We start from the raw sequence: 25,931 nt of genomic DNA, 5'->3' as shown, positions 1-25,931 counted from the left end.
TTCGTCGCGATTGTCGAGATGAACGCGATCATATTGCGGCAGCAAGATCGTCGACGGCTTTTCGTGCAAGTGGCGCAACGCGATCGAGGCGAACCTTCTCGGCTTCGCCGGCAAGGCACAGTGAGAGAACTGTGCCGTCGGGAACTCTTATCGCACAACCCAAACTGGCGACGGTGCCTGATCCCAGGCCCGCAATTCTGGTCGGGGCGTCGTAGGCGATGCCGTGCGCGGTGCGGATGCGGGCCAAATCGGTGTGCAAAGCGTCCAATCCCTGGGCATCGCCGGCGGGAGTGAGGTTCTTGCCGATCAACGGATCGACTTCCTCTGGTTTGAGTAACGCGAGCATCGAGCGGCCGCCGGCACCTCGATGGGCCGGAACACGCATCCCGACTCGGGAGCGCAATACCCGAGCGAAGGTGCCACCGACTTTGTCCAGAAAGTACTCGTGGCCACCTTGCAGGACGCCGAGATGTATCACCATCCCGGTGCGGAGGTACAGCTCGTGAATGATGTCGGCTGCTGCCATACGGGCATGGGAATAGGTGGCGTCGGGACCGATGGCACCCAGCGCACGCGGGCCGAGGCGGTACTCGCGCCCGGAGCGGACCAGCCAATCGAGTTCCACCATTTCCACCAGTATCCGATGGGTAGTCGATCTCGGAATTCCCGTCCGGCGAGACAGTTCTTCGAGGCCCAGACGTTCCTGCGGAGTGCCGTAGGCGTCCACCAGAGCCGTTACTCGGGCGAGCATCGACTCTCGAGTGGGTGTGGCGGCAAGCTTCACGTCGGGACTCCCTACCTGCGTCGGAGGCGGGTATCGCCGCCGTTGGCTGACAGTGTGTCGGTGACGTGGAACACATTCCAAACGCAAGTCCTGCTGTGTGGAACGAGCAGGTCGTCATCTCGACTATCGGGAAAACCCGATGCGAGCCCGATCGCTGTGGCAAATATTGACCGAGAGCGATCAGCGAAAGGTTGTGTACCAATGGCGGATGAACATTTCGATGTAGTGGTTGTAGGTTCGGGCGGCGGCGGATTGTGTGCGGCGTACACCGCGGCCCGAGAAGGCCTGAACACGCTACTGATCGAGTCGGCGAGCGTGTTCGGCGGAACTACCGCGTATTCAGGCGGCGGCATGTGGTTCCCCTGCAACGCAGTATTGCGACGGTCCGGTGACGACGACACCCTTGACGACGCACGAACCTATTTCCAGGCCGTGGTCGGTGACAGAACTCCGAAAGACCTGCAGGAGAGCTATCTTCGGACCGGTTCGACCTTGGTTGACTATCTCGAACTTGACGACGCCCTTGCCTTCGAAGTGCTCCCGTGGCCCGACTATTTCGGCAACGCGCCGAAAGCCCGTGCGGGTGGGCGCCACATCATTCCGGCACCACTCGACGCCGAGGTATTGGGTGATCTGCGGCAGAGTCTGCGCCCACCTCTGGGCGCCGATCGGTTGGGCCTTCCACTTCCCGCCGCGATAACCGGCGGCCAAGCACTGATCGGCCGATTCCTGCTGGCTGCGCAGGCTGTTGGTGCCGAGTTGCGCGCCAATACCGAGTTTCAGGACTATCTCGTCGAAGAAGGCGCGGTGGTGGGCGTGGTGGTGTCGGTGGAGGGGGAGCGGCGAACTATTCGCGCCGAGCGCGGAGTGATCATCGCTGCCGGTGGTTTTGAGCAGAGTGCCGAGATGCGCACTCGATTCGGTATTCCCGGCGACGTCGAAGGCTCGATGGGCGCTCCTGCCAACACCGGAATACCGATCCGTGCGGGCATCGACATCGGTGCCGACGTCGATCTGATGGGGGAGGCCTGGTGGTCACCGGGACTGACGCATCCCGACGGTAGATCGGCATTCTCACTGTGTTTCACCGGCGGTATTTTTGTCGATGCGAACGGACACCGATTCGTCAACGAGTCGGCGCCCTACGACAGACTCGGCCGCGAAGTCATTGCGGCAATGGGCCACGGGACAGTGGGTCTGCCGTTCTGGATGATCTACGACGATCGTGAGGGACTGGTTCCTCCGGTGAAAGCAAGCACGCAGCCAATGGTCGATTCTGCTGCCTACGTCGACGCTGGGTTGTGGCATACCGCAGACACGTTGGAGGAACTTGCGCAGAAGATCGGCGTCGACGAGAAGGTGCTCCCGGGGACCATCGCACGTTTCAACATGTTTGCGGAGTCCGGAAACGATGAAGATTTCGATCGTGGAAATGAGCCTTACGATCGCGCGTTCACCGGAGGTAAGTCGCCGATGGCCCCGATCACAAAAGGCCCGTTCCATGCTGCGGCATTCGGCTTGTCCGACCTCGGGACCAAAGGTGGGCTTCGAACGGACTCGAATGCCCGTGTCCTCGACTCCGATTCTCGGGTGATTCCCGGACTGTATGCCGCCGGCAATTCGATGGCTGCGGTCAGTGGCACCGTCTATCCCGGTGGCGGAAATCCGATCGGGGCCAGCATGGTCTTCGGATTTCTTGCGGCCAAGGATGCGGCTTCGCGCTGACCTTCCGTTGGGCGGGAACAGATCACCGGCGTTCACGACGCGCCGCTAGCGTGCTGGTCATGACACAACTTTTGGCAGGCAAGGTCGTTTTCATCACCGGCGCAGCGCGTGGTCAGGGCCGCAATCATGCAGTGCGGGTGGCACGTGAGGGCGCACACGTCATAGCTGTCGACGTGTGCGCACCGGTGTCCGCGGACGTTGGATACGCGGCGTCGACGGAAGCGGATCTCGAAGAAACCGCCCGACTCGTACGAGCAGAAGGAAGCGAGATCTTCACCGCCGTTGCGGATGTGCGTGACCTCGAGGCGCTGCGCGCCGCGGTGGCTGCCGGCGTCGAAAAGTTCGGTCGCCTCGACGTCGTGATCGCGAATGCGGGCATCGCGACGTGGGGTCGCTTCTGGGAGATGCCGGAAGAGCAGTGGTCGACGCTGGTCGACATCAACCTCAATGGCGTCTGGCGCACCATGACGGCTGCGGTTCCCGCCATGATCGAAGCCGGGAACGGCGGGTCCATCGTGATCGTCAGCAGCGCTGCCGGTGTCGCGGCAGCGCCGGGTTGTGCGCACTACTCCGCTGCCAAGCACGGCCTGGTCGGACTGGCACGTACTGCAGCAACCGAGTTGGGCGCCTACGACATTCGTGTCAACAGCATCCACCCCGGCGCGGTAGAAACCGAGATGGGTAACGACCCCAACGTCGGAAAAATTCTCACCGAGCACCCCGAGTACATGAGCACCTACTCGTGGCCGCTCACCTCCGTGAAGCGCACCAACATCGAAGACATCTCGAACGCCGTGATGTACCTCGCGACGGATCTCTCGCGCGCCGTCACCGGAACGAAGATCGTCATCGACATGGGCCAGACGATGGCTTGAAGTCTGGACCAGACGATGGCTTAAGTCTCAGAGCAGATTGAACTGCGCCACCTCGATGGCGTTCTCCACTGCTTCGGACAATGCACGGATGCGTTCGTCGGCGCCTGGCGAGGTCAACATCGCCAGGCGATCGGCGTCGCCCATCGGGAGGCTGCGGGCCAGGGCGTAGAGCCGAGATCCCAGCGGATCCAAAGGTGAAGGTGGGACAGGCATTCGGGGAGATGGTTCTCCCGCTCGCAATGCGACCTTGCCCAGCATCCCGTACATGAAGTCGATGCGCTCGAGTAGAGAGTCGTATTCGTAAGCGGTGACCGGGGTTCCGTTGTTCTCGTCCGGCCACAGTTCTATCTCGGCCAGCGGATACGGATCGTCCGGCAGCCAGCGATTGACCCGAATACGGTCCTCGGTGCGGCAGAACAACTGGTACCGCCCCGCACCCATCGCGACGTGAGATTCGATACGCGCGAGAGTGCCGACGTCGTGGCGTGATTCACCGCCGCCCACCTCGTGTCCGCGGGCGATGAGCACAACTCCGAACAGTGGGCCGTCGGCGGCCTCGAGCACGTTTTCTACCAGTGCTCGGTAGCGCGGTTCGAAGATGTTGAGGGGCAGCACCTCTCCCGGCAACATTGCGGTACCGAGCGGGAACATGGGGAATCTGGGCATCAGGGGATTCTCAACCTCGGGATCGGAGGGGCGGGAAAATCGCCGGGGCGATCGATTTCTGCGAGCAGGTGCTCGGACCAGGCCAGGAGGCCAGGGATGTCCAGGCCGTGTGGGCTTTCTACCTCGTAGAGCCTGATGCGATTGTGTCCTTGGGCTAAGAGGGAAGCCGCGCCTTTGGAGTTCCCGCGCAGCAGGTGCGTCAGGCCGACGGCCAATTGAGCCAATCCCTGCCACAGGTTGCGCTCCTCGTCGGGTGCGCTCTTCCACGCGCCTTCGAGGATCTCATGTGCGTGAAACGGCATACCGTGGTCGAGGAGTCGTTGTGCTTCGGTGATCGCCTCGTCCGGTGGCAACCTCAGGTCGTCGGGAATCTGTGGAACACCGTTCGCCGAGTCGCGCGGCAATGGGCGGCCCAGACCGTCGCGCGGGCGCGCATTGAGAGGTTTTCCGGTGTCGTCCCGGTCCCGTTCGGACATAAACTTCACCCTAGCGGCAGCAGCCGTACAGACGCTCCAAAAGTTTTTCGGGTCGGCCTGTCGATTCGGGGCAGATCCGTTCGTCGTCATGTTGTAAGCAAGAGAACCAACAGACAAGGGAGCCAGCCATGAAGTACATGTTGCTCATTTACACCGCACCCGGCGGAGACACCGAACCTCAGTGCACCTTCGAGGACTGGCAGCTTTACGACAAAGAAATGAAGGACGCCGGCGTCTGGGTGTCCGGCGACGCCCTCGCTGATCTGAGCACCACGACGACGGTTCGGGTCTCGCAGTCCGGGGAAAAGACTGTCACCGATGGACCTTTTGCCGAAACCCGCGAGATCCTCGGCGGCTACGACGTCATCGACGTTCCCGATCTGGATGCGGCGCTTGCGTGGGCCGCGCGGTGCCCCGGCGCGCGCGACGGCGGAAGCGTCGAAGTGCGTCCGCTGGCCGGGTTCGGGGACTGATTCGACGTGGACGAGCAGGCCGGGACCTCTGTCGAGTCCGTGTTCCGGGAGGAACGCGGACGGCTGCTGGCCTCGCTCGTCCGCCGTTTCGGTGATCTTGATCTGGCCGAGGAGGTCACCTCGGACGCCATCGAAGCTGCGTTGGTCCACTGGCCGGTGGACGGAGTGCCCGCCAAACCGGGCGCGTGGTTGTTGACGACGGCTCGTCGCAAAGCCGTCGACCGACTTCGGCGCGATCAGGCCTATGCGGCACGTTTGGCGGTGTTGCAGGTGGATGTTGATCGAGCCGATCCGGCGCCACCTCATGCAGACGGTGAGCTGCCGGACGAGCGGCTGCAGCTGTTCTTCACGTGCTCGCACCCGGCGCTCGCCGAAGACGACCGCATCGCACTCACCCTGCGGTGCCTCGGCGGGCTGACGACGCCTGAGGTGGCGCGGGCGTTCCTCGTGCCTCCGGCAACGATGGCGCAGCGGATTGTTCGAGCGAAGAAGAAGATCCGCCAGGCCAGGATTCCGTTCCGAACTCCCAGCATCGACGAACTGCCCGAGCGTCTTCCGGGGGTTCTGCAGGTGATTTATTCAGTGTTCACGGAGGGCTATGCCGCCAGTTCCGGTCCGGACTTGCAGCGCGTCGACCTGGCGGTGGAGGCCATCCGGTTGGCGCGAATCTTGCGCGGGTTGCTTCCCGACCAGCGCGAGATTTCCGGACTCCTGGCGCTCATGCTGCTGGTGCATGCGAGACGGGATACGCGAACGGATTCGAGTGGCGGCATCGTGTTGCTCGAAGACCAGGACCGTGAGTGTTGGGATCGGTCGATGATCGAGGAGGGCAGCGATCTGGTTGTTGTCGCACTGACTGGGGGAGCGCCGGGGCCGTACGGAGTGCAAGCCGCGATCGCAGCACTGCACGATGAGGCAACGGACGTGGAGAGTACGGATTGGCCTCAGATCTGTGCGTTGTACGGAGTGCTGCTGACACTGACGCCCTCGCCGGTGGTGGCAGTGAATCGCGCTGTCGCAGTGGCGATGCGCGATGGTGCTGCAGTGGGTCTGGCAGCTTTGGACGCTTTGTCCGAGGAGCCGAAACTTGCCGACTACCACCCGTACCATCTCGCGCGCGGCGAATTGTTAGCTCGGTTGGGTCGAACCGACGCAGCCGTCTCGGCCTATCAACGGGCGTTGAATGTGGTTGGTAGTGAACCGGAACGGGCGTTCTTGGAGCGACGACTCGCTGAGACGACGCCGGACCGTGAGTAGTATTCAAAGTTAGACGGATGTGACTGCTCGAGCTCCTTCGGTAAGGGTGAGTCGGTGTAGATCGACGAGTGCGCTTTCGTCGAGCCTGGACCCGATGTAGCCGCCGGCAAGGACAAATGCGATGGGCAGGCCATGCTGACGGCACCAGTCGAAGACGATGCGCTCACGTTGCGCGAGCACTTCTTCAGTGATCCCTTCCAATCCGCCGATGTCGCATCCCTGATAGGGATCCATTCCCGCGTTGTACAAGCACAGATCAAAGCTGCCAATCCGATCAGCTTGTGCCACGGCTTGTTTGACGGTAGTCAGATACTCGTCGGCTTGGTCGACATCCCACAGTGCCGAGTTTGAATGACCTTCATAGTGATCGAACGAGTCCACCGAAACGTCCTCGTGCCAGATTCGAGGGTCACGGTCGATGAGTTGCGCGGTACCGCCGCCGCAATGGGCATCGAGATCAAGAATCAGGACCGACTTGACGACGCCCTCGTCGAGGAGAGTTTTTGCTGCAATCACCAGGCCGTTGAATGTGCAGAATCCGTCTCCGCGATCAGCTTTGGCGTGGTGCAACCCAGAGGACAGCGAGCCAGAGATGCCATCGGCGAGTGCGCTGCGTGCTGCAGCGAGCACGCCGCCGTTGGAGGCAAGCACCATCGGCCATAGGGCCGGATCCCAGTCGAACCCTTGAGATTCGGCCAGATACGACGGCTCGCCGGTCTGTACGGCCTCGATGTAGTCGGCATCGTGGACGAGTGCGAGATCGTGTGAAGTCAGTGACGGAGGGGCGAGGAGTTCGACGCCGTCGATCGGCCTGCTGGTCAGTGAATTCGCGACCCAGGCCGCCTTGCGGGTGGTGTCGAATCCGTAGGCGGCGCCGACGTATTCGGGACTGTAGTAGATCTTCACGCGGCGATTCTCCTGCGGTTAGGCCCGCCGCGGACGGGGGCGTTCTTGCCGCCACCGGGTGGTGGGGCCGCTTCGTCATCCGAACCACCCCGGAAACGCCTTGGGGTTGGTGTGCGGCAAGTCGGAGCTTGGCACCGCATCTCGTGAAGCTACTCAAGTGTATGACAAACCGCCGACATGTTTTGGCGTTTTCGCGAAATTCGTTTATGAGCAAGGTGATTGGAGTCGTCAGATGCTCGAGGGCTAGAGATCAAACCGGAAAGAGCGCAAGACATGAACAGTGGAGAAAACATCGTCTACGTGTACAAGGGTGCAAACGGGGGATGTAAATGGGTCAACAGCGTCCCAACATCCGGAGTCAACATTGTCGGTGACCCTTGTACTTCCGGTGACACAGCCTCGCAAAAACTGGGCACGCCACTGATACGTCGACAAGTTGACCTTGCGCTGTTGGTGGGATTGGAGTTGCTCCGGAGATTCAGGAGCCGCGGGGGGATTGTTGTTCTGTCCGTGGCCGAGCGCTGAATCGAGCGGTTACCGGGTGAGAGCGTAGCGACGAATCGTGGTGCGGCTGCTTGTGCAGGCCTGGAGAGTCAAATAGTGCCTGGTCAGGGTAAACAGTGCGACCTGTCCGAAATCGGCTCCGATCTGCATGGCCCCGATGTCGGAGAGTCCTGAGACGACGATGCTCGGCTCGCTGTACTCGAGGTCGGCACTGCCGCCGGTAGCATCCCAGATGGTGTATCCGCGTGCGTGCAGGTGTTCCCGTAGTTGCTGGTATCGGGCGATGGCAGTCGAACTTTCGGGATCCTCGCCGGGGTGGCACGCGGCCAAGATGTGTAGCGGTTCGTCCGGAAGGATGTCGCTACCGATGATTTTGTGTCCGGGATCGCCGTCCGTGACCGGGTCGGTCGGGGTGATACGTATGGTGCCGGTGGGGAGGTGAAGGTCGATAGCGGCCTGCGAATAGTCATTCCAGAGTTGGTCGTCGGCAGCGAGGACGGACAGTGATCGTGGACTTCTGTTGATAGTGAACGAGTCGACTGCAGTGATCACTCCGTCGGAGTCGACGACCGTGCCGACTGGGGTGATGATGTCGACGCCATGGTCGTACAGCAGCGCAGTCATGTCCACCGTGGGCGCTTCGGGTAGCAGGAGAGCTGTGTGTTGGTGCGGGACGTGCCGGGCGTAGTCAAGGATCTGTCCGAGTGCGGTGCGCAGGGTTTCACGCCGGACATCGACTTTGGCTTCGATCAAGGTCTCGGCGGTGTCGTCGAACACATCGATCGACAGAACTGTGGGCATTTCGGTTCGGTCATCGATCGTGATGCTGCGTGAGCTGACGACGCAACCCCTGGATTCGCGATACGCGACGTACAGGTTCTGCAGTGCCGCTTCGCGTCGCAGTGCTCGTCGTTCCTGCTCGGGGTCGGGCGCAGCAGTGGTGAATTCGGTGGCATCGTTGCGTTCGACCGACCGCCTTTGCACAGTCACCTTCACATGCTGGACAAGAGGATCGGACGGCTTCGGAGCGTAGTGCCGCTCGACGGCGGGAGTGGGGACGGGATTGAGGTTCAGACTGGAGCGCAGTTCGTCGATCGACCCTGGCGCGCCGGATTCGGTGATCAAGGTCGTGAGGAGCGCAACCGCTTCGCGTGTCCATTTCGGGTCGGTGTCGATACGTTCGGATACCGTTTGACTGAGTCCGCCGCGGAGGTCGTCGGCGATGCTGCGGCTGCGCAGTTGACGTCGAGGTGTATCGCGAAGGCTTTCGGGAATGTGGATTTCCCACCAGGAATGTCCGTCCAACGCGATCCACGGATATTCCGGTTGAGGGGTGGTGTCGGCGACCGCGAATGCCGCGAGGAGCGTGCCGAGTTCGGTGCGCACATCACGCAGTGCCGGGGCCGAGTCGAGACCGCGTTGACGGCGGGCGATGGCCCAGAGCAGCACGATGTACTTATACGGCGCCCGGACAACACCGTCGGTGTGCGTGTAGGTGTGGGTGGTGGCCAGATCCCACAGCAGTCCACCGGTAGCGCCGTCTTCGTCACGGTAGTCGACGACGAATCCGAGTGTATCCAAGTTTTTCACGACGGCAGCCTTGCCTCCTGTGAAGTCGCCGCTGCGAAGAAACAGGTCGCCGGCATGACCGTTGGCGACACCGACGATCGCTTTCGAGCTGTAAAAGCGCCCTTGGTGTACCAGTCTGAAGTTCTTGGATGGGCGGAATCCTGCGTCGGACAGGAATTGTTGTTGCCCTTTTCGGTCGTGATCGGCAATTGCCGTCAGGATCGATTCGGTTGTGATTGCTGCCCAGTTCACCTTTGTAGCCACGATGTGCACTGTAGGGGTGTGCACCGACGATCTTGTGTTCGCAGCAAATATGGATTCCGTCGTCGTGGTGTTGTAAGGCCCCGCACTCGTCAATTGCACCACGGTGCCCGCACACGTTTACGAATTTCGGCGTCTCACCAACGAACTCATCGCCTCCCGATTGATCTCGAAGACACACCGAGATGCTTCGTGCGAGGCCTTGCCTGCGCAAGCAATTCGAGCGCGCCCGGCACGTCGTCGGCGTGCCCCAGAAGTGATTCTGCTGCAGCGCTGTGGCGGTGCGCTTCCTCGGCATATTCCTGTACCTCGCGGGTTCATGCTTGAGCGCGTTGACATACATGTTCTTCGTCTTTCGACCTTGCGGCAGCGGCGGCCTCCGCCTTCGAATCTGTCTCGCCGGGCCTCTTTAGGGCACGCAGTTCGCGGTCGTGCGTGCGTTGCATATTCTGGGACCGCACCCAGGCGCTGGGTTCCGGGTCAGTCCCGGTCTCAGCGACGATCTTTGCCTGCGATCCTGCGACTGCTTGAAGCCCGGCGTGAAAGGCACTGTGCGACGTCAGGCTACTCCGTCAGGGTTCGGCCCTCGATGAAGAAATGGTCGGTGTGATCGTCAGTCATCGTTGCTGCCTTCCGATTCGAGCTGGGATTCGGTTCGAGTGAGCGTGAGTCGATCATTCGCTCGCGTTCGGCCGTCGCGCGCGGCGGTGTCAACCTGTTCTTGCGATGCCCCGAGGTGCAGGGCGTGTCGTGTCCAGCCTTCGAGTACGAGTCGCGAGATCAGGGTGTCTTTTGCTTGGTCCTGTTCGCTGTGTAGTTGTGCGGCATGCTTGGAGATGCGATCTATCGCGTACTCGGTCCACTTGGACCGCTCCGTGCTGTATGCCTGGGAGGCCGGGTTCACCCACACCTGGTCACGGAGTTCCTCACGGTCGAGACCCTGCTCGACGAGCCAGTCGGTGCCCTCCGCGCGACCGGAACCTCGTGGTAGCCAGGCAATGGCGGCCGTAAGTCGTTGTTGCACAGAGAAAGTGATGTTGCATGGCACCTCCACGGTTCGGGTACCGGTTCCGGACTTCCACCGTGCCCACGCCAGTGGTAGCCGCCGAGCGACGGTCAGTTCGAGTTCGTCGAACTGACCGTCGGCGATACCGAGCTCGTCGGCATGGACAAGTCGGACTAGATCTGCCGACCGATCATTGAGCCATACCCACTCGCCGTCCACTATGCCTTCTGGGCACAGGCTCTTTGGCATCTCCACGATCCGGCGCAGGGACACGAGAAGTCCGAGACGGCGTCGCGCCTCGACCCCGGCGATGCCGTCTGCGAGCGGTTGGACCTGCAGTACCGGCCCCCATATGCCGTCTGTGGGCAGATCGGCGTCGCCAGAACGCGAATCTCCAAGCACTTCAGGATCGAGGCCTGCGAATCGGGTGATCTTCACGTACAACCCGAATTCGGAAGTTGCGTCTGCAGATCGGAAACCGACCTGCTCATCGAACCTGGTGTAGACCTTGTCCGCGTGGGCCCGGTCTGTGCGTGAGAGCTGGAAGTGCGCGGCAATGAGCACAAACATTGGTACCTGCAGTTGACGGTGCCGGAACGACAACTGCAATGTGTGCGCCGCGCGGATCGAATCGTGTAGTTCCGGATGATCTGCCAGGTACTCGTCGAAATTTGTGTCTGAATGCAGCTCGATATTCTGGTGTTCGGCTCGCTGCCACAAATGAATTGCACGGCGCGCCGAAGTGACCTGCGCTGATGTCAACGGCGACTGTTCGTCGGATGTAACGGTCATTCGAGACCTCCTGGTGTAGATCGGTGCCGGTCGTACATGAGTATCGACAGGTCTATGGCTGCTGTGATGGTGGCGCGGGGGAGATCGACGTGCAGATTCTCGCCGAGGTGTGGACCGATGTAATCGCGGTCGAGGACGCGCTCGACGGATGACTCATTGTTCTTCTTTTCCAGATAGGCGCCGAAGCCGGGTGAAATTCATGAAGATGCTGTGACGGTTGCGCCGATGACAATCACTAGGAAAACGACTGCAACGATGAATTCCACGAATCCCTCGGCGGGTGAACTCATTTTCGCGGCACTCATCTGTATCTCACTCTTGTCGTTCTCCGTATGAAGCTCGGACAAGATCAACGCAGATGCGGCAAGCATCCTAATTGCTCAGTTGCCAGCAGTAGCGTGGCACAGCGTGCCGACATGTTTACTCAGCTCTGTTGGTTTACAGATCTGCCCGATTCGAATCGCCAGATCGCGTGATCGAGGTGGGTGACGTTGTGGCCGGATTTTTCGGCGACCGCTTTCACGAGCATCGCGGCATCGGTTGCGCTCACGTTCTCCGGAGTGGTGCCGATCGCGTCGGCGACGTAGCGGATGACCATGCGATCGGCTTTCACCCCGGGAATGCCGGCGAGCATCAGGAAGTAGTTCCAGGTGAGGCCGGAACGCTGGCCAGGTACGGTGGCCCAGGCTTTCTTCGCGTCGGCGAGGGCGTCGGCGTCGGCTGCGCGGAGGTCGTCGGTGCTGTCGATTCCCAGCTCGCGCAGCCGCCCGGCTGCCTCGTGAATGGCCGCAGCCTTGAGCGGGGCGCCTTTGGCGGTCGAGGTCGGTTTGCGATTGTTCGTCATCGCGGCCCACGCCTGTGGACCGCCGAGTTCGTCGAAGGTACCCAACAGGGCGCCGGCATTGTCGGTGTCGGCATTGCCGCCTTGCGCAATTCGGTAGTCGATGTAGTGCCGCAGAATGTTTTTGACGGAGTTGTAGTGCGCGCCGGTGGATGAGATCGAGTCGATGGTGCACAGGGCGAGACTGTGGGGGTAGCCGTCGGGGCGGAACCACAGGTCGGGGTCGCCGAGGTCGGTATCGCAGCGCTGTGTCAGGAGGGCAACGTGAACATCTGCTGTTGTGGGCATGCTTTGTCCTCTGGTCTGTGTGTGCATTCGGTTCCTTTTCCCCGCACTATGCCTGACCGCTCTGACATCGCTTAGTGAAATGGAAGATCGGGCGATGCAGTAGGAGCTTTCGCCGCATGGTGCAATATCAGGGAATCAATCATCCGGAAAACAGTTCCCGAATCTGCCAGTTGCGCTAAGGCAGGAAAAATGTCGACAACGCGCACCACCGCAGCCCTGATATCGGAACTTGTTACCGCATTCGCGTTGGTGGCGTGTGGGAGTGATCCGGTCGAAGTGCCGACGGCGGCAGGTATTCGACTCGATGACACCCACAATGTGCTCAAAGATCAGAATCGGTGAATTCGAACTAGTGGAGAGTAGTCAGATGGCAACTGATGCAGAGCATGGATTGTTGGTTCGGCGCGTGGGAACAGTTGGATCCTGGGATTCACCGGAAATGACTGCCTACGACAACGAGGATCACCTCCAGCGAATCCTCGCTTCCGATCCGCAGTACGTTCCCGGGGTCCCCGAGGGTTCGCTGACGGTGCGTGAACTGTCTACAACTGCAGGGCCCGCTGACGTGTGCATAGTGAGTCCGGACGGAGCGATCACGATTGTCGAGTGCAAATTGGCATCGAACTCCGAACGGCGCAGAATGGTGATCGGCCAGGTTCTCGACTACGCGTCGGCGATCTGGGTTGGTGGGGTGAAATCGTTTCGGGAACAATGGAATCGACAACACGGTGAGGATTTGAACCAGCTCAGTGAGGCTGCACTCGAACAGCTTGACAACAACATCACCGAAGGTCGAATAGACCTCTGCCTCGCTGTCGACAGGATCGACAACGATTTGAAACGGTTGGTGGAATTTCTCAACAGAATTACGCGTGACGAGATAGCAGTCACCGCACTCCAACTGACCTACTCCAGACATGGGGACATCGAATTTCTGATGCCGTCCACCTACGGCGGTGAGATTGCCGCTGCCAAAGCCCGGGCCTCGGGGCCTGCGACGTCCTGGACCGCCGAGTCGTTTCTCGATGCGCTCGGCTCCGAATCCGACCGTGCGCTCGCCGAAAAGCTCTTCGAACTGCTCGAAGGACTCGGCGACAGGCGCGGCACTCATGAAACCTTGTGGTTCGGAAACCGTCCGGGAGGAGGAATCTTCCTCTACCCCTACGGATTACGATTCGCACCGATTCAGCTGTGGATTAATAAGGCTGCCCAACTTATGGCTTACGGAACCTGGAATCAATACGAGATGGTGCGTCGCCATCCGGGATTTGCAGAACTCGCCGGGCTGATCGGACAGGACTATCAGTCCGTTGCAAAGGGTTTCGTGGTCGGCGACGTCGATCTCGACGAACTCTGGCAGGTGGTGCTGCGCTGCGCTGTCAGTATCAATAGTTCCGGCGGCTGATGTGGCGACGGTGCTTAGGACTATCGCCGGAGAATCTATGCCGCGGTGTGACTGTTGATTCGGCTTGCCACATCAGCGGAGGTCCTCGAGTCCGCATCGTGCCTATTCAGATCAGATCGACCTTGCTGAAGTAGTCGGAGTGCCCGGCGACTCGTGCGGTGACGTCGTGATCGACGATGTTCGCGTACGAGGTTCTGAACCCTTGTCGTCCTGCCGCAACGCTTCCGGCGGCTTGGTGCATCTGCAGGATCGCCTGGGAGTCGACGGCGTCGGACGACTCCAATGTGGCTTGCATTGCCCGAACATTTCCGACGATCGGGCGGGCATTCGGGGAGGCGTGCTCGCCGAGTTCGGCAATGCGATTTGCCGCGCTCCGCTGGTGAGGTTCTGGATCTCCGAGCTCGACGCACTCTCGGTGCGGAGCAGAATGGTGCGAAAGGGGCGGTGATGGGACTGGCCTCGACTTCGAATGAATGCGGGTGGTCGCTGCTTTCTCGTTCAGGGCCTGTAGCCCGGGGCTCAGTGAGATGGTGTGGTTCGCAATGAACGCCGGTGCCGCTGCGCGGTCGGAGCCGGTGGTGAGTCGGGGCTTGTTTTTATCCGATGCCACTTCGCGGCCATACCATTGGTTAATGGCTTATCCAATGGTATGAGTCCGTTTAGTCGCGGTTTGCAGTACGGCTGAGACCAAGTCGATTTCTCGAACCTCAGAATTTGCGCGGGTCTCGGAACGACGGTCGACCTTGACCGATCCAATGAATGCCGTCGGCGTCGGGTACATACGGTGAGGGCAAGTAGCGAGGATAGAATTCGCCTGTATACCAGGCGCCTGCAACGGATTCCGGACCGTCGGGGGTGAAGCCGGATCGGATCGTGGGTAGATGCTCCCGCCATCCCACGAGTTGCGACTGATCGCGTCCCCAGACCCGTACAACCAACGTCATGGTCGAATCGGCCCACTCCAGGCGTTCGACCTCGTACACGCCGGTATCCCAAGGGTGCGTCGTCAGCATTCGGATCAGGGCAGACAGAAATCTCATTTCCCAGTCGACCTGCTCGAAATTGCCGTGGCGCTCGGTTTGCTCGTCGGGATCCAATTGTGCTCAGCTCGCCCCGACCATCCGCAAAGCCAAGTCCCCGTACAGGTTTCCGATGTCTTTGGGGTCGGTGTAGTTGCCGGCCGGGAACCACCGGCACACGTCGACGCACAGTGACATCAAGGCCAGGGTCACGCCTTCGGCGTCGGGGATGGTGAACTCGCCGGAAGAAACGCCTGAGTCGACTGCGTTTCTGACCACCTGGGTCATATTGCGGCGCAAGGCAACTACGGTCCGGTAGTGATCCGGCGTGAGTGCGGTCAATTCGTATTGGACGACGCGGGCCAAGCAATGGTGGGACGCCTGCCAGCTGGCGAAAACGCTGATCAGTTCTCGAAGTCGTACGGACGGGCCCTCTCCGGGAAGATCAGCGTCCTCAACGACTTTCAAAGCTTCGGTGTGGCCTTCGTAGCTGATGGCAAAAAGAAGCTCTTCTTTCGAGCGGTAGTGCGGGTACATCGCGGCCGGGCTCATGTCGAGACGGGCGGCAATGTCGCGTGTCGTCGTTCCGCCGTATCCGGCGTCGGCGAAGGCGTCGACGGCGGCCGCGCGGATACGTGCTGCTGCTTTGGAGGTGCTGATCACCGCATCAGGTGAATCGCTCAAGGGTTCCTCCAGGTGTTGCGGATCGAATGTTGACAATATCGCGCCTTCGACACACTATAAGCGGGTGCTTAGATTCTAAGCATCCGCTTAGGCGGCGTCGAGACGCAGCTTGTACTGCGATGAAGGGAAGCAACGGTCATGCGTCGCACTCTGTACGGACCCGATCACGAGGCATTTCGCGAATCCGTTCGTGAATTCGTCAACCGGAACATCCTCCCGGTCGCAGAGAAGCTGATCGACCAGCGCTTCATCGATCGTGAGATTTGGCTCAAGGCCGGCCGCAACGGCTTCCTCGGCCTCGAGGTTCCCGAGGCATACGGTGGAAGCGAAGCTGGCGACTACCGTTTCAATGCTGTTTTCATAGAAGAGCTTTCGCGTGCCAGCGCCGCCGTCGCATCGAGTTTCAGTATCCACGCCGACATTGTTGCGCCCTACCTCGTCAAGCTCACCACCGAAGAGCAGAAGCAGCGTTGGCTTCCCAAGTTCTGTACCGGTGAAATGCTTACCGCGATCGGTATGACCGAACCTTCCGGTGGATCCGACCTCGCAGCCCTCAAGACCACCGCGGTCAAGGACGGCGACGACTGGATCATCAACGGCTCCAAGACTTTCATCACCAACGGCTACAACGCCGACCTCGTGGTCGTCGCCGCTCGCACCAGCCCGGAGAAGAAGTCCAAGGGCATCACACTCTTTGCCGTCGAAGCCGGCATGGAAGGTTTCGAGCGTGGCCGCAAGCTCGACAAGGTCGGCCAGCACGAGTCCGACACCGCCGAACTGTTCTTCGAGAACGTCCGCGTGCCGTCGAACAACATCATCGGTGAGCTCGACGGCGGCTTCATCCACATGATGCAGTTGCTGCCGCAGGAACGCATCGGAGCGGCTATCTCCAACATTGCGCATGCCGTCCCGATTCTCGAAGAGACAATCCAATATGCCAAGGACCGCAAGGCTTTCGGACAGCCCATCGGATCGTTGCAGTGGAACAAATTCCTGCTCGCAGATCTGGTGACGCGCGTCGACGTAACCCAGGCGTATGTCGACAACTGCGTCGCCGCCCACGGTGCCGGTGAGCTGACCGCTATCGACGCAGCCAAGGCCAAGTGGTGGACCGCGCAGGTCCAGAACGAGATCCTCGATCACTGCGTCCAGTTGCACGGTGGCTACGGCTACATGACCGAGTACCGCGCAGCGCGTGCGTGGATGGATGCCCGCGTCACCAAGATCTGGGCAGGATCCAATGAAATCATGAAGGAACTCATCGGCCGCGACCTCGGCCTGTAGTTTCGTTCGAAAGTCTCTCCGAGCCCGACGACCGAAGGAGCATCACCGCGTATGTCTGTTCTCGACAAGTTTTCCCTGACCGATCGAGTAGTCATCGTGACCGGTGCGTCGTCGGGTCTCGGTGTGGCGTTTGCGAAAGCCGCCGCAGAAGCCGGCGCCGACGTCGTGCTTGCCGCGCGTCGTATCGACAAGCTTGAAGACACCGCCAAGTTGGTTCGTGACGCCGGCCGCGAGGCACTGTGCGTAGCCACCGACATCGTCGATCCGGCCCAGGCTCAGAATATGGTCGACGCTGCGATGGAGAAGTTCGGCCGCGTGGACGTGCTCGTCAACAACGCCGGCGTGGGTGCTGCGGTTCCGGCGACCCGCGAGACGCCTGATCAATTCCGGGCAGTCATCGACATCAACCTCAACGGCTCCTACTGGGCTGCGCAGGCGTGCGGCCGCGTGATGCTGCCGGGCAGTTCGATCGTGAACATCTCGAGCATCCTCGGACTCACCACTGCCGGACTTCCGCAAGCGGCCTATGCCGCGAGTAAAGCGGGGATCGTCGGATTGACCCGGGATCTGGCTCAGCAGTGGGGCGCGCGCAAGGGGATCCGGGTCAATGCCATCGCGCCCGGATTCTTCAAGACGGAAATGACCGATCAATACAACGACGGCTACCTCGACGCGATGGCTCCCCGGCTGATTCTCGGTCGGATGGGCGATCCCGAAGAACTCGCTGCAACCATGGTGTGGCTTGCTTCCGAAGCCGGTGGATACGTCACCGGACAGACCATTGCCGTCGACGGTGGGATCACGATCACCTGACGGCGATGCCCGGGCGCCGTCGGCATTGCCGTATAAGTAGCGGGTGACCTCTCGCGTTGAAAATCAGGAGAACTGGGAAGACCGTCCGCCGCCGTCGATGGCTGCGACGGAGCTCCTACGTGATCTCCCGGTGACGGCGCGAGGCGTCCGGACTAGGGCATCTCTGGTGGCAGCTGCGCGCACGGTGTTCGAGCGTGCAGGCTATCTCGATGCGCGATTGACGGACATCACCAAGGAAGCGAACTGCTCGACCGGTTCCTTCTATACCTATTTCGACAACAAAGAGCAGATTTTTGCTGCCGTTCTCGCCGTGGCGCAGGAAGACATGCTTCATCCCGGCGTCGGTCGTGCGCATGATGCAGACAGTCCTTATGCCGTGCTCGAATCGAGCAACCGCGCATACTTGACGGCGTTCCGCCGCAACGCCAAGTTGATGGGTCTGCTCGAGCAGGTGTCGCACATCGACCCGGCATTCGCGAAGCTACGACGCGATCGTGGCGCAACATTCATCAATCGGAACGCGAGAGCCATCGAACGGTTGCAGGCGGCTGGGAAAGCGGACAGCTCACTGGACCCGCTTCTGGCTTCGCGAGCGCTCTCGTCCATGGTTAGCCGATTTGCGTACAGCGTGTTCGTGTCCGAAGAGCCTGGTGCGGACGGAAAGCCCGTGCCGTTCGAGGACGTGGTTCAGACAGCAACCCGGATTTGGGCGAACGCGTTGAAGCTGTCCGAACAGCCGTAACCAATCAGCTTTTCCCGCGTGCGGCGAACTCCGCCTCGAGGTGTCGACGCAACGTTTCTTCACTGTTCCGGACTGCATTCTCGACAAATGGTCCGACCAGCATGCCCAAGGCTTTGCCGGCCAGTCCGTCGGAAAGTTTGTAGGCAAAATCGACTGACAGTTCGGTGTTGGAATCGTCGACCGCAGTGAATTCCCAGGTAGACGAATTGGCGACGCCCCCAAGTGCTGAGAGCGTGATGATGCGGTCCTTCTCCCACTCCGTGACCTCGAGCTTGGAGCGCAACGTGCTGGGGCCGATTTGCATCGCAGCATCGAAGGTTGCGCCGAGGCCCTGATCGAACTCGCCGTTGGGAACGAACTCGGAAACGCCGAACATCCACGTCGGAACATTGCGGTAATCGTCGATATAGGCGAAGGCGACATCGACGGGTACGGCAGCAACCGCGGAATGGCGAACGTGGATCATGGTTGGTCCCTGTCTATCGATGGACATCGACTGTAGCTAACTGCTCCGACATATTCGTGTCAGCACAAGTGGATCTACGGTATCGGGTATGACGAACGAACCCGCGACGCGCGGATCCTGGCGGCAATACGAAGACCTGGGTCTGCCCAAGCCCCTCGCGGCAGCATTGGAAGCGTTTGTCGAACAGGGGTACCACGGTGCATCGATTCGAGACATCGCTGCACGAGCCGGGCTTTCCGTGCCAGGGCTCTACCACCATTACCCGTCGAAGCAGGCGTTGTTGATCGGCTTGACGACGGTTGTCATGGGGGAGTTGCTCGAACGAACCGGTGTTGCGGAGACGGAAGCAGGTACGGATCCTTCGGATCGTTTCGACGCCGTCATCGAATCCTTGTTGCGCTTCCACATGTTTCGACGTGAGCAGTCCTTCGTGGCGTCGTCGGAACTTCGGAGTATGGAACCGGAGGGTCGGGCGAAATACATCGCTCAACGTGATGCGCAGCAGAAGCAGGTTGATCGGATCGTGCGGGACGGGGTGGGGTCCGGCGTGTTCGATGCCGCTTATCCCGAGGATGCGAGTCGGGCTGTCGTGACGATGTGTGTGGCGGTGGCGCAGTGGTACCGGCCGGACGGCGAGTTGTCGCCGGATGAGTTGGTGGAGCGGTATTTGGGCATAGCGAGGTGCACGGTGGGTGCGAAGCGGGTGGGGATGTAGTTGTGGGTGCGAAGCGGATTTGAGTGGTTGACCGCTGAGGTGCCGGTATGCCACAGTGCATAGACCGAGCGATCGTTCGGTCGGTCTAACTTGGAGGTGGATGGTGGCAATCGATCTGACGTATGCACCGGAGGTGACGGCGCTGATCGAGAAGACGCGCGCCTTCACTCGCGACGTAGTTCTCCCGATCGAAGACAAGCACGGCGGCGACATCGCGGTTGCCGGCGGCGACGCTCTTCGTATCGAGATGCAGGATGCGGCCCGGACCGCCGGTGTCTTTGCTCCCCATGCGCCGATCGAATACGGCGGACACGGGCTGAACATGAGTGATCGGGCGCCGGTTTTCGAGGAAGCCGGATACTCGCTCTTCGGCCCCACCGCGCTGAATATTGCCGCGCCTGACGAGGGCAACGTCCACATGCTTGCTCACGTGGCGAGCGCCGCGCAGAAAGAACAGTTCCTCGCTCCTTTGGCTCGTGGCGACATGCGTTCCGCTTTTGCGATGACGGAACCCGCACCCGGTGCAGGGTCGGACCCCGCTGCATTGAATACCCGAGCAGAAAAGGCTCCGGGCGGCTGGAAGATCAACGGCAAGAAGTGGTTCATCACCGGCGCCGACGGTGCAGGGTTCTTCATCATCATGGCCCGGACTTCGGGTGAACCCGGTCAACGTGGCGGTGCCACAATGTTTCTCGCACCCGCAGGTACTCCCGGATTGATCGTGGGCCGTCACATCGGCACGCTCGACAAGTCCATGATCGGTGGACACTGCGAGGTCACATTCGAGGATCTCTTCGTTCCGGACGAGGCTGTTCTGGGTGAGGTCGACCAGGGTTTCGCCTACGCACAGGTGCGCCTCGGCCCCGCACGCATGACGCACGTCATGCGTTGGCTCGGCGCCGCACGTCGCGGTCACGACATCGCCGTCGCGCGTGTTGCGGAGCGTGAAGGCTTCGGATCCAAGCTCGGTGATCTCGGAATGATCCAGAAGATGATCGCGGACAACGAGATCGACATCGCCGCCAGCCGTGCTTTGCTGGTTCAGGCCTGCTGGGAGCTTGATCAGGGTGGGTATGCGAGCAACTCCACCTCGATCGCCAAGACGTTTGCCGCTGAGGCAATCTTCCGCATTGTCGACAACTCCGTTCAAATGTGCGGCGGCATGGGAGTTTCCGAGGATCTGCCATTGGCGCGACTCTCCCGCGAAGTTCGCCCGTTCCGTGTGTACGACGGACCGTCCGAAGTTCACCGCTGGGCAATTGCCAAGCGCACTGTCGGCGCAGCGCGTCGCGCCGCTCGTGACGGTGCGCGATGAGCGAGTTTCCCGGCCTGGATCTCCCAGCTCTGCAGAAGTATCTGATCGATTCCGACGTCGCGGTCGTCGGTGATCTGCGTGCGGAGTTGATCTCCGGCGGCAAATCCAACCTGACCTATGGGATTTACGACGACGCCTCGAGTTGGATTGTGCGTCGTCCGCCTACGGCAGGTTTGACGCCGTCCGCGCATGACGTTGCGCGCGAGTTCCGGATCACTTCCGCTCTACAGGGCACCGCAGTGCCGGTGGCTCCCACGGTGGCGCTGTGTGAGGACGCATCGGTGATGGGGGCGTCCTTTACTGTCGTCGAGTTTATCGAGGGGCAGGTGATTCGAACCAAGTCCGAGCTCGATGCCGTTCCCGCAGTTCAGATCGCGCAGTGCGCCGACGAATTGGTACGAGTGCTGGCTGCTCTCCATGACGTCGACTACAACGCCGTTGGCCTCGGCGAATTGGGCCGTCCACAGGGTTACGTGGCGCGTCAGGTGAAGCTGTGGTCGGGGCAGTGGGGTCGGGTGAAGACGCAAGATTCTGTTGATGTCGACCGGTTGGCGTCGAAGTTGTCGGAACTGATTCCGGCGCAATCGGAATCGTCGATCGTGCACGGCGATTTCCGGATCGACAACACAATTCTTGCCGCTGGCGACGTCACAAAGGTTGCAGCAGTTGTGGACTGGGAACTCGCCACGCTCGGCGATCCGCTGTCCGACATTGCCATGATGTGCGTCTACCGGCATCCCGCATTGGATCTGGTCCTGGGCGAGCCGGCAGCCTGGACCAGTCCGTCGTTGCCGTCCGTTGTCGATCTGGCCCAGCGGTATTCGACGGTCTCGGGCCGCGAGCTCACCGACTGGAACTTCTACATGGCTCTCGGCTTCTTCAAGCTGGCCGTGATTGCGCAAGGAATCGATCACCGGTTCCGTGCCGGAGCGACAGTAGGCGGAGGGTTTGATACCGCAGCATCTTCTGTGCCGGAACTTATCTCAGCTGGATTGAATGCGTTGAACGGAAAATTTGAATGAGTAGGTCAGCACTCGTCACCGGTGCATCCAAAGGTATCGGATTGGGAATTGCGACGCGTCTTGCGACGCTCGGCTACGGGCTGACGATCACGGCCCGGGACAGTGAAAAGCTCGAAGTGGTCGCCGAGGGACTGCGTAGCGCGGGATCTCCCGACGTCGTCGTAGTTGCCGGAGATATGGCGAATGAGGATTTCGCTGCGGAACTCGTTGCGGTTCACGGTGATCGGTTCGATTCCATGCGCGCTTTGATTCTCAATGCGGGCGTGGGAACAAGTGGGAGCGTTGCGGACTACCCCATGCGGCGCTTCGACAAAACCGTGGCGGTGAATCTTCGTACGCCGTTCGCGCTGCTCCAGGCAGCGTTGCCGTTGCTGCGGGCCGCAGCTGACAATGATCTCGACGCTGGGGCGAAAGTTATTACCCTGTCATCGATGGCCGGGGTGTACGCCGAAAGTGGGCTCGCTGTTTACGGTGCGACGAAGGCTGCGTTGATATCGATGGTCGAGGCGTTCAATGCCGAAGAATCCGGAAATGGCATCAGTGCCACCGCGATTGCTCCGGGATATGTCGACACCGACATGTCTGCCTGGACCCAGGATCGGATCCCTCCGGACACGATGATCAAGGTTGACGACATCGTCGAACTGGTGGACGGCCTCCTCCGGTTGTCGGCTCGCGCAGTTGTTCCGAAGGTTGTGATGACCCGGGCCGGAACCGACGGCTATCGGGCCTGAGCATTCAGTTTCCGGAGCGGTCGAGGACGTGCTGAGTTCTCGCTAGCGTGGTTATCCAATCGACGATCCGCTCACTCTCCCAGTACCACGGGTCGTTCGGATTGTTGTTCCAGTAGAAGATGTGCTGGATGAATCCGAGGAAGATGTACGGCTTGGTCACCACTTCGAAGATGCCACTGTTGTCTTCGATGAACCGGGGGCCGTCGGCGTGAATTTTTGCTTGCACCACGTCGGCCCCCGGTCCCATGGCCCACTTGAACGCGTCGACGATTTCGGCATCGGTCAATGGGATGTCATTGTTCGGTCCGTCGGGATCGAAGGTTTGATTCGAGGTTTTCAGTGCGACGTCGAGGAACGACTCGTCGGAGTCGAACCATCCGGGATGTGCGCTTATGTAGACGATGGATTTGGCTGCCATGGTCCTGACGGCATTGCCGAAGTCGACGAACGTCTGGCCGAGGTCGGCGACGGTGAAATGCAGTTGACCGAGCACTCCGAGAGTGAGTTGCAGTATCGCAATGTTTTTCGGTGCATCACACGCCATGTCGTAAGGCCGACAAGCAGATTGAACCTTGCCGGCGAGCGCACCGTAGTCGGCTGGTTCCTGTGACATGAAGCCGCCGCCGGCTGGCCCGGGTTGGCCCAACGTTGGCGTGCCGGTGGGCCGATACGGGTCGCCGACGAGCATGACGCCGGCGATGTCATCCGGACCGATTGGCGATGTCCCGTCACGATGACCGATGTCGCGCGCCACCCGTTCCACGACTTCGCCGCCGACGCTGTATCCGAGCAGAACATATTTTGTCGCGTCTCCGCATTTGATCTTGTTGTCCTCGAGAAGTCGGTTTGTCGACTCAACTCCGGCGGCCATCGAATCTTGGTATGTGGGAACAGGATCAAAGAGGCCTACCCCGTACGTCGACGGATATGGTACGTACATCCACCCGATAGTTCCAGGTTCGTCCTGGAGATGTGCACCGGTGGGCACCGTGACGTTTTTCAACCAGTTGGATCCCCCTTGTACCGCGGCGTCTGTCAACGGATTGCGATCGGCCGACGAATCAGATGCACCGGAGACTCCGACGATCAAGGTGCCGGGACACTCTGCGCCGTAGTTGTTGGGGTCGACCCCTTCATCGTCGCTCGGCCCGGTGACGGAGCTGGTGCTTCCCGTCGCAGTATCAGCGCCGCTGGACTCGGCGACTGCCGCCGTAGACGAGAACGTCGCACTCACCACGGCGAGAACCATCGCCACCAATGCGATTCGTTCGAGATGGAAGCGAAAAGCACCTGGTTGAGGCATCAATCCTCCGGTGGTCGGCGAACGAGACGGGTATGTTGGCTGGTCCATTCTTCGAACGAGCGGAAGTGACCTGCGTTCTGCGGCTGGACTTCTCGTCTCGCGCAGTCAGATTACGACACGAGAGTGCTCTGTGTACAACAGTTCGCCACATCGGAATTGTTACTCAAATGGGATGCGATGTGAGGTTTACGTTCGTTCTCGGCGATTGAACGAAAATGGCCTTCGAGGCGAGGGATTGATTGGCCCGGTCCGGGTTTGGATTCTATTGTGCTGGAACGTCTTTTGCTTCGCCCCGTCGCCGGAAGAAGCCGAATCCCGGCACCCCGACGATCGCCTGGCGGAGGTCTTTGACGACACTGAGAAGTTCGTGGATCTCGGGGGATACCGAGTCCAATGTCGCGAGAATCGGCAGGACTGCCGTTACTCGTTCGGTGAGTTCCGGGAGTTGGTCGATCAGTTTGATCGCGGCACTGACTTCGGCTTCGCTGATGTCGTTGGCAAACCTCGCAGCTAACGGTGCCAGTTGTACAGCGAGGGGTTCGTACAGTTCGAGGAGCTGTTGAGCAATGTCCGAAGTTTGTTCGACGGCTTCGACCAGAGTTTCAGCGCGGACAGTTACGGAGGCGACGCCGACAACGACGCGATCGGCGTTCTCGGCTATCTGGCCAATTCTGGCGACCAGTCGTTCGACGCTCACCAGTAGCGCGTCGAGGCGCGATGGGAGCGTGACCGCAAAAATTACTGCAGATGCGGACCAGTGCACGACGTCGCTGACGGATCGGACAACGCTCGAGCGTCCGGGCAAAACTAGAGCCATCCCTTGATCCTGCCTGATGATCAGCGGAAGTGCAGGTAAATCTCACATACTTGTAGCGCGAAACGTCTTCGAGTTATGAGCGATGCAAGCGATACGGGACACGCGTCCTGATCGTCGCCAATCGATACCTGGAAGGATCAAGACATGGCGGTTACCCGTACCCACACCGTGACCGAGTCTCCGATCGGCCCGTTGACGCTGGTCGCGAGTGCAAATGGCCTGTGCGGACTGTATATGGCAGAGCACCGGCACAAGCCTGACGAATCGACTTTCGGGGACAGCGCACCGGCGAATTTCGGTGAGGTAGAGGCCCAGCTCGCGGAGTATTTTTCGGGGGAACGTACCGAGTTCACGGTGCCGTTGGATCCGTCGGGAACCGAGTTTCAGCACCGAGTGTGGGCTGCGCTCCGGACCATTCCGTACGGGCAAACGTGGACCTATCTAGATCTTGCGCAAACTTTGGGCAATCCTCTTGCGGTGCGTGCCGTCGCAGCGGCAAACGGGAAGAATCCGATCAGCATCATCGTGCCGTGCCATCGTGTGGTCGGTAGCGACGGGAGTCTCACGGGATTTGCGGGAGGACTTGATCGCAAGCGGTACCTTCTCGAACGTGAATCCGGCGGAATCTCGGATGTGTTGTTCTGATGAGTCGAGCTCACATATCTATCGGCCCGAGCGTCTGCTGATCGTGTCGTTGAAACCGTTCGAAGAAGTCGTGACCGAGTACGGTTCTGTCGTGCTGCGGGTATGCCGTGCGGTAGTTGGACCCGTCGATGCCGAGGACGCCTGGTCCGAGACATTCATCGCGGCGATGCGTGCCTATCCGGAACTCGATCCGGGCGCGAATGTCGAAGCGTGGCTGGTGACTATTGCGCACCGCAAAGCCATTGACATCGTTCGCGTTCGGGGCCGTGTCGCGATTCCCACCGACGAGGTTCCGGAACTGCCCACCCGCATCGGTCTGCCAGGGTCTTGGGACCACGAACTGTGGGATGCGCTGGAGCAGTTACCGTTCAAGCAACGTGCCGCTGTGGCTTATCACTTTCTGGGCGGGTTGCCTTACGCCGACATCGCGGAAATTTTGGGCAACACACCGACAGCTGCCCGGAAGGCCGGCTCCGACGGCATTGCCGCCCTTCGAAAGACTTACTTGCCCAAAACTGTTCCGGAAGGGAGCCACGCATGAGTA

Annotated in this window: 29 protein-coding genes and 1 riboswitch; of the genes, 16 read left to right on the top strand and 13 right to left on the bottom strand. The window is 60.5% G+C overall.

The window, feature by feature from the left end; translation table 11 throughout:
• Window positions 1–28: 28 nt before the first annotated feature.
• Window positions 29–784: an IclR family transcriptional regulator gene (locus BDB13_RS02535; protein WP_094270266.1), complete on the bottom strand. Its 756-nt coding sequence runs from the start codon at window positions 782–784 to the stop codon at window positions 29–31.
• Between the two features lie 201 nt (window positions 785–985).
• On the opposite strand from BDB13_RS02535, the gene BDB13_RS02530 reads away from it, so the two are divergent.
• A complete protein-coding gene (locus BDB13_RS02530) occupies window positions 986–2,509 on the top strand; it encodes an FAD-binding protein (protein WP_094270265.1) in 1,524 nt (507 codons plus the stop codon).
• A 59-nt stretch (window positions 2,510–2,568) separates the two neighbouring features.
• Window positions 2,569–3,384, top strand: coding sequence for a mycofactocin-coupled SDR family oxidoreductase (locus BDB13_RS02525; RefSeq protein WP_094274619.1), 816 nt, complete (start codon window positions 2,569–2,571; stop codon window positions 3,382–3,384).
• Window positions 3,385–3,411: 27 nt separating this feature from the next.
• On the opposite strand, the gene BDB13_RS02520 is transcribed toward BDB13_RS02525, so the two are convergent.
• Window positions 3,412–4,050: an LON peptidase substrate-binding domain-containing protein gene (locus BDB13_RS02520; protein ID WP_094270264.1), complete on the bottom strand. Its 639-nt coding sequence runs from the start codon at window positions 4,048–4,050 to the stop codon at window positions 3,412–3,414.
• Entirely contained in the window at window positions 4,050–4,526 is a 477-nt protein-coding gene (locus tag BDB13_RS02515; protein WP_094274618.1) for a DUF309 domain-containing protein, read from the bottom strand. The genes BDB13_RS02520 and BDB13_RS02515 overlap by 1 nt, the downstream gene beginning before the upstream one ends.
• 128 nt (window positions 4,527–4,654) lie before the next feature.
• On the opposite strand from BDB13_RS02515, the gene BDB13_RS02510 reads away from it, so the two are divergent.
• The gene (locus tag BDB13_RS02510) at window positions 4,655–4,999 is read left to right on the top strand and encodes a YciI family protein (protein ID WP_094270263.1); all 345 of its coding nucleotides are present in this window, start codon (window positions 4,655–4,657) and stop codon (window positions 4,997–4,999) included.
• Window positions 5,000–5,005: 6 nt separating this feature from the next.
• A complete protein-coding gene (locus BDB13_RS02505; RefSeq protein ID WP_094270262.1) occupies window positions 5,006–6,256 on the top strand; it encodes an RNA polymerase sigma factor in 1,251 nt (416 codons plus the stop codon).
• 9 nt (window positions 6,257–6,265) lie between these two features.
• On the opposite strand, the gene BDB13_RS02500 is transcribed toward BDB13_RS02505, so the two are convergent.
• The 3 genes from BDB13_RS02500 to BDB13_RS02490 form a co-directional block, all read right to left on the bottom strand.
• Entirely contained in the window at window positions 6,266–7,162 is an 897-nt protein-coding gene (locus tag BDB13_RS02500) for a hypothetical protein (protein ID WP_094270261.1), read from the bottom strand.
• Window positions 7,163–7,198: 36 nt separating this feature from the next.
• Window positions 7,199–7,311, bottom strand: a riboswitch (SAM riboswitch).
• 385 nt (window positions 7,312–7,696) lie between these two features.
• Entirely contained in the window at window positions 7,697–9,499 is a 1,803-nt protein-coding gene (locus BDB13_RS02495) for a DUF3293 domain-containing protein (RefSeq protein WP_141210604.1), read from the bottom strand.
• Between the two features lie 610 nt (window positions 9,500–10,109).
• On the bottom strand, window positions 10,110–11,294 hold the full coding sequence (locus BDB13_RS02490) for a hypothetical protein (RefSeq protein WP_094270259.1): 1,185 nt from the start codon (window positions 11,292–11,294) through the stop codon (window positions 10,110–10,112).
• Window positions 11,295–11,317: 23 nt separating this feature from the next.
• On the opposite strand from BDB13_RS02490, the gene BDB13_RS32760 reads away from it, so the two are divergent.
• Entirely contained in the window at window positions 11,318–11,446 is a 129-nt protein-coding gene (locus BDB13_RS32760) for a hypothetical protein (RefSeq protein ID WP_254922678.1), read from the top strand.
• 272 nt (window positions 11,447–11,718) lie between these two features.
• Here BDB13_RS32760 and BDB13_RS02485 read toward each other — a convergent pair whose 3' ends face one another.
• Window positions 11,719–12,423, bottom strand: coding sequence for a heme peroxidase (locus tag BDB13_RS02485; protein WP_094270258.1), 705 nt, complete (start codon window positions 12,421–12,423; stop codon window positions 11,719–11,721).
• A 189-nt stretch (window positions 12,424–12,612) separates the two neighbouring features.
• On the opposite strand from BDB13_RS02485, the gene BDB13_RS31605 reads away from it, so the two are divergent.
• Together BDB13_RS31605 and BDB13_RS02480 are read left to right on the top strand one after the other, a co-directional pair.
• Complete coding sequence (locus tag BDB13_RS31605; RefSeq protein WP_254922677.1) at window positions 12,613–12,765, top strand: hypothetical protein; 153 nt, start codon at window positions 12,613–12,615, stop codon at window positions 12,763–12,765.
• A gap of 25 nt (window positions 12,766–12,790) precedes the next feature.
• A complete protein-coding gene (locus BDB13_RS02480; protein ID WP_094270257.1) occupies window positions 12,791–13,828 on the top strand; it encodes a hypothetical protein in 1,038 nt (345 codons plus the stop codon).
• 106 nt (window positions 13,829–13,934) lie between these two features.
• Here the strand turns inward: BDB13_RS02480 and BDB13_RS02475 are convergent, their stop codons facing one another.
• The 3 genes from BDB13_RS02475 to BDB13_RS02465 form a co-directional block, all read right to left on the bottom strand.
• Window positions 13,935–14,438 carry a hypothetical protein gene (locus BDB13_RS02475; protein ID WP_094270256.1) on the bottom strand — a complete coding sequence of 168 codons (504 nt, stop codon included), beginning with the start codon at window positions 14,436–14,438 and terminating at the stop codon, window positions 13,935–13,937.
• A gap of 97 nt (window positions 14,439–14,535) precedes the next feature.
• Window positions 14,536–14,868, bottom strand: coding sequence for a hypothetical protein (locus tag BDB13_RS02470; protein WP_141210603.1), 333 nt, complete (start codon window positions 14,866–14,868; stop codon window positions 14,536–14,538).
• 63 nt (window positions 14,869–14,931) lie between these two features.
• Window positions 14,932–15,531 carry a TetR/AcrR family transcriptional regulator gene (locus BDB13_RS02465; RefSeq protein ID WP_094274617.1) on the bottom strand — a complete coding sequence of 200 codons (600 nt, stop codon included), beginning with the start codon at window positions 15,529–15,531 and terminating at the stop codon, window positions 14,932–14,934.
• Window positions 15,532–15,669: 138 nt separating this feature from the next.
• Between BDB13_RS02465 and BDB13_RS02460 the strand changes: the two genes are divergently transcribed.
• From BDB13_RS02460 to BDB13_RS02450, 3 genes are all read left to right on the top strand, one after another.
• Window positions 15,670–16,815 (top strand): acyl-CoA dehydrogenase family protein, encoded by a 1,146-nt coding sequence (locus BDB13_RS02460; RefSeq protein ID WP_094270254.1) that lies wholly within the window; start codon window positions 15,670–15,672, stop codon window positions 16,813–16,815.
• Between the two features lie 51 nt (window positions 16,816–16,866).
• Window positions 16,867–17,628, top strand: a complete 762-nt coding sequence (locus BDB13_RS02455) for an SDR family NAD(P)-dependent oxidoreductase (protein ID WP_094270253.1) — start codon at window positions 16,867–16,869, stop codon at window positions 17,626–17,628.
• 97 nt (window positions 17,629–17,725) lie between these two features.
• Window positions 17,726–18,370, top strand: a complete 645-nt coding sequence (locus BDB13_RS02450) for a TetR/AcrR family transcriptional regulator (RefSeq protein WP_094274616.1) — start codon at window positions 17,726–17,728, stop codon at window positions 18,368–18,370.
• A 4-nt stretch (window positions 18,371–18,374) separates the two neighbouring features.
• On the opposite strand, the gene BDB13_RS02445 is transcribed toward BDB13_RS02450, so the two are convergent.
• On the bottom strand, window positions 18,375–18,836 hold the full coding sequence (locus BDB13_RS02445) for an SRPBCC family protein (RefSeq protein WP_094270252.1): 462 nt from the start codon (window positions 18,834–18,836) through the stop codon (window positions 18,375–18,377).
• An 88-nt stretch (window positions 18,837–18,924) separates the two neighbouring features.
• Between BDB13_RS02445 and BDB13_RS02440 the strand changes: the two genes are divergently transcribed.
• From BDB13_RS02440 to BDB13_RS02425, 4 genes are all read left to right on the top strand, one after another.
• Window positions 18,925–19,551, top strand: coding sequence for a TetR/AcrR family transcriptional regulator (locus tag BDB13_RS02440; RefSeq protein ID WP_094270251.1), 627 nt, complete (start codon window positions 18,925–18,927; stop codon window positions 19,549–19,551).
• Between the two features lie 103 nt (window positions 19,552–19,654).
• On the top strand, window positions 19,655–20,866 hold the full coding sequence (locus tag BDB13_RS02435; protein WP_094274615.1) for an acyl-CoA dehydrogenase family protein: 1,212 nt from the start codon (window positions 19,655–19,657) through the stop codon (window positions 20,864–20,866).
• Entirely contained in the window at window positions 20,863–21,888 is a 1,026-nt protein-coding gene (locus tag BDB13_RS02430; RefSeq protein ID WP_094270250.1) for a phosphotransferase family protein, read from the top strand. The genes BDB13_RS02435 and BDB13_RS02430 overlap by 4 nt, the downstream gene beginning before the upstream one ends.
• Complete coding sequence (locus tag BDB13_RS02425; protein WP_094270249.1) at window positions 21,885–22,622, top strand: SDR family NAD(P)-dependent oxidoreductase; 738 nt, start codon at window positions 21,885–21,887, stop codon at window positions 22,620–22,622. The genes BDB13_RS02430 and BDB13_RS02425 overlap by 4 nt, the downstream gene beginning before the upstream one ends.
• 4 nt (window positions 22,623–22,626) lie before the next feature.
• Here the strand turns inward: BDB13_RS02425 and BDB13_RS02420 are convergent, their stop codons facing one another.
• Together BDB13_RS02420 and BDB13_RS02415 are read right to left on the bottom strand one after the other, a co-directional pair.
• A complete protein-coding gene (locus BDB13_RS02420; protein ID WP_254922676.1) occupies window positions 22,627–23,925 on the bottom strand; it encodes a cutinase family protein in 1,299 nt (432 codons plus the stop codon).
• A gap of 262 nt (window positions 23,926–24,187) precedes the next feature.
• Window positions 24,188–24,742 (bottom strand): ribulose 1,5-bisphosphate carboxylase large subunit, encoded by a 555-nt coding sequence (locus BDB13_RS02415; RefSeq protein WP_094270248.1) that lies wholly within the window; start codon window positions 24,740–24,742, stop codon window positions 24,188–24,190.
• 144 nt (window positions 24,743–24,886) lie between these two features.
• On the opposite strand from BDB13_RS02415, the gene BDB13_RS02410 reads away from it, so the two are divergent.
• Entirely contained in the window at window positions 24,887–25,387 is a 501-nt protein-coding gene (locus BDB13_RS02410) for a methylated-DNA--[protein]-cysteine S-methyltransferase (RefSeq protein WP_094270247.1), read from the top strand.
• A 43-nt stretch (window positions 25,388–25,430) separates the two neighbouring features.
• Window positions 25,431–25,928: an RNA polymerase sigma factor gene (locus tag BDB13_RS02405; protein ID WP_176459510.1), complete on the top strand. Its 498-nt coding sequence runs from the start codon at window positions 25,431–25,433 to the stop codon at window positions 25,926–25,928.
• The last annotated feature ends 3 nt before the right edge of the window (window positions 25,929–25,931 follow it).

This window comes from Rhodococcus sp. OK302 (assembly GCF_002245895.1).
Classification (GTDB): Bacteria; Actinomycetota; Actinomycetes; order Mycobacteriales; family Mycobacteriaceae; genus Rhodococcus_F.
The sequence above is the reverse complement of the archived record's forward strand: the minus strand, read 5'-3'. Positions and strand labels throughout refer to the sequence as shown.

Excerpts from the sequence above, each read along its gene's own strand:
- BDB13_RS02530 (WP_094270265.1), top strand. The coding sequence starts at position 986 with ATGGCGGATGAACATTTCGATGTAGTGGTTGTAGGTTCGGGCGGCGGC.
- BDB13_RS02525 (WP_094274619.1), top strand. The coding sequence starts at position 2,569 with ATGACACAACTTTTGGCAGGCAAGGTCGTTTTCATCACCGGCGCAGCG.
- BDB13_RS02520 (WP_094270264.1), bottom strand. The coding sequence starts at position 4,050 with ATGCCCAGATTCCCCATGTTCCCGCTCGGTACCGCAATGTTGCCGGGA.
- BDB13_RS02515 (WP_094274618.1), bottom strand. The coding sequence starts at position 4,526 with ATGTCCGAACGGGACCGGGACGACACCGGAAAACCTCTCAATGCGCGC.
- BDB13_RS02510 (WP_094270263.1), top strand. The coding sequence starts at position 4,655 with ATGAAGTACATGTTGCTCATTTACACCGCACCCGGCGGAGACACCGAA.
- BDB13_RS02490 (WP_094270259.1), bottom strand. The coding sequence starts at position 11,294 with ATGACCGTTACATCCGACGAACAGTCGCCGTTGACATCAGCGCAGGTC.
- BDB13_RS02485 (WP_094270258.1), bottom strand. The coding sequence starts at position 12,423 with ATGCCCACAACAGCAGATGTTCACGTTGCCCTCCTGACACAGCGCTGC.
- BDB13_RS31605 (WP_254922677.1), top strand. The coding sequence starts at position 12,613 with ATGTCGACAACGCGCACCACCGCAGCCCTGATATCGGAACTTGTTACC.
- BDB13_RS02480 (WP_094270257.1), top strand. The coding sequence starts at position 12,791 with ATGGCAACTGATGCAGAGCATGGATTGTTGGTTCGGCGCGTGGGAACA.
- BDB13_RS02470 (WP_141210603.1), bottom strand. The coding sequence starts at position 14,868 with ATGAGATTTCTGTCTGCCCTGATCCGAATGCTGACGACGCACCCTTGG.
- BDB13_RS02460 (WP_094270254.1), top strand. The coding sequence starts at position 15,670 with ATGCGTCGCACTCTGTACGGACCCGATCACGAGGCATTTCGCGAATCC.
- BDB13_RS02455 (WP_094270253.1), top strand. The coding sequence starts at position 16,867 with ATGTCTGTTCTCGACAAGTTTTCCCTGACCGATCGAGTAGTCATCGTG.
- BDB13_RS02450 (WP_094274616.1), top strand. The coding sequence starts at position 17,726 with ATGGCTGCGACGGAGCTCCTACGTGATCTCCCGGTGACGGCGCGAGGC.
- BDB13_RS02445 (WP_094270252.1), bottom strand. The coding sequence starts at position 18,836 with ATGATCCACGTTCGCCATTCCGCGGTTGCTGCCGTACCCGTCGATGTC.
- BDB13_RS02440 (WP_094270251.1), top strand. The coding sequence starts at position 18,925 with ATGACGAACGAACCCGCGACGCGCGGATCCTGGCGGCAATACGAAGAC.
- BDB13_RS02430 (WP_094270250.1), top strand. The coding sequence starts at position 20,863 with ATGAGCGAGTTTCCCGGCCTGGATCTCCCAGCTCTGCAGAAGTATCTG.
- BDB13_RS02425 (WP_094270249.1), top strand. The coding sequence starts at position 21,885 with ATGAGTAGGTCAGCACTCGTCACCGGTGCATCCAAAGGTATCGGATTG.
- BDB13_RS02420 (WP_254922676.1), bottom strand. The coding sequence starts at position 23,925 with ATGCCTCAACCAGGTGCTTTTCGCTTCCATCTCGAACGAATCGCATTG.
- BDB13_RS02415 (WP_094270248.1), bottom strand. The coding sequence starts at position 24,742 with ATGGCTCTAGTTTTGCCCGGACGCTCGAGCGTTGTCCGATCCGTCAGC.
- BDB13_RS02410 (WP_094270247.1), top strand. The coding sequence starts at position 24,887 with ATGGCGGTTACCCGTACCCACACCGTGACCGAGTCTCCGATCGGCCCG.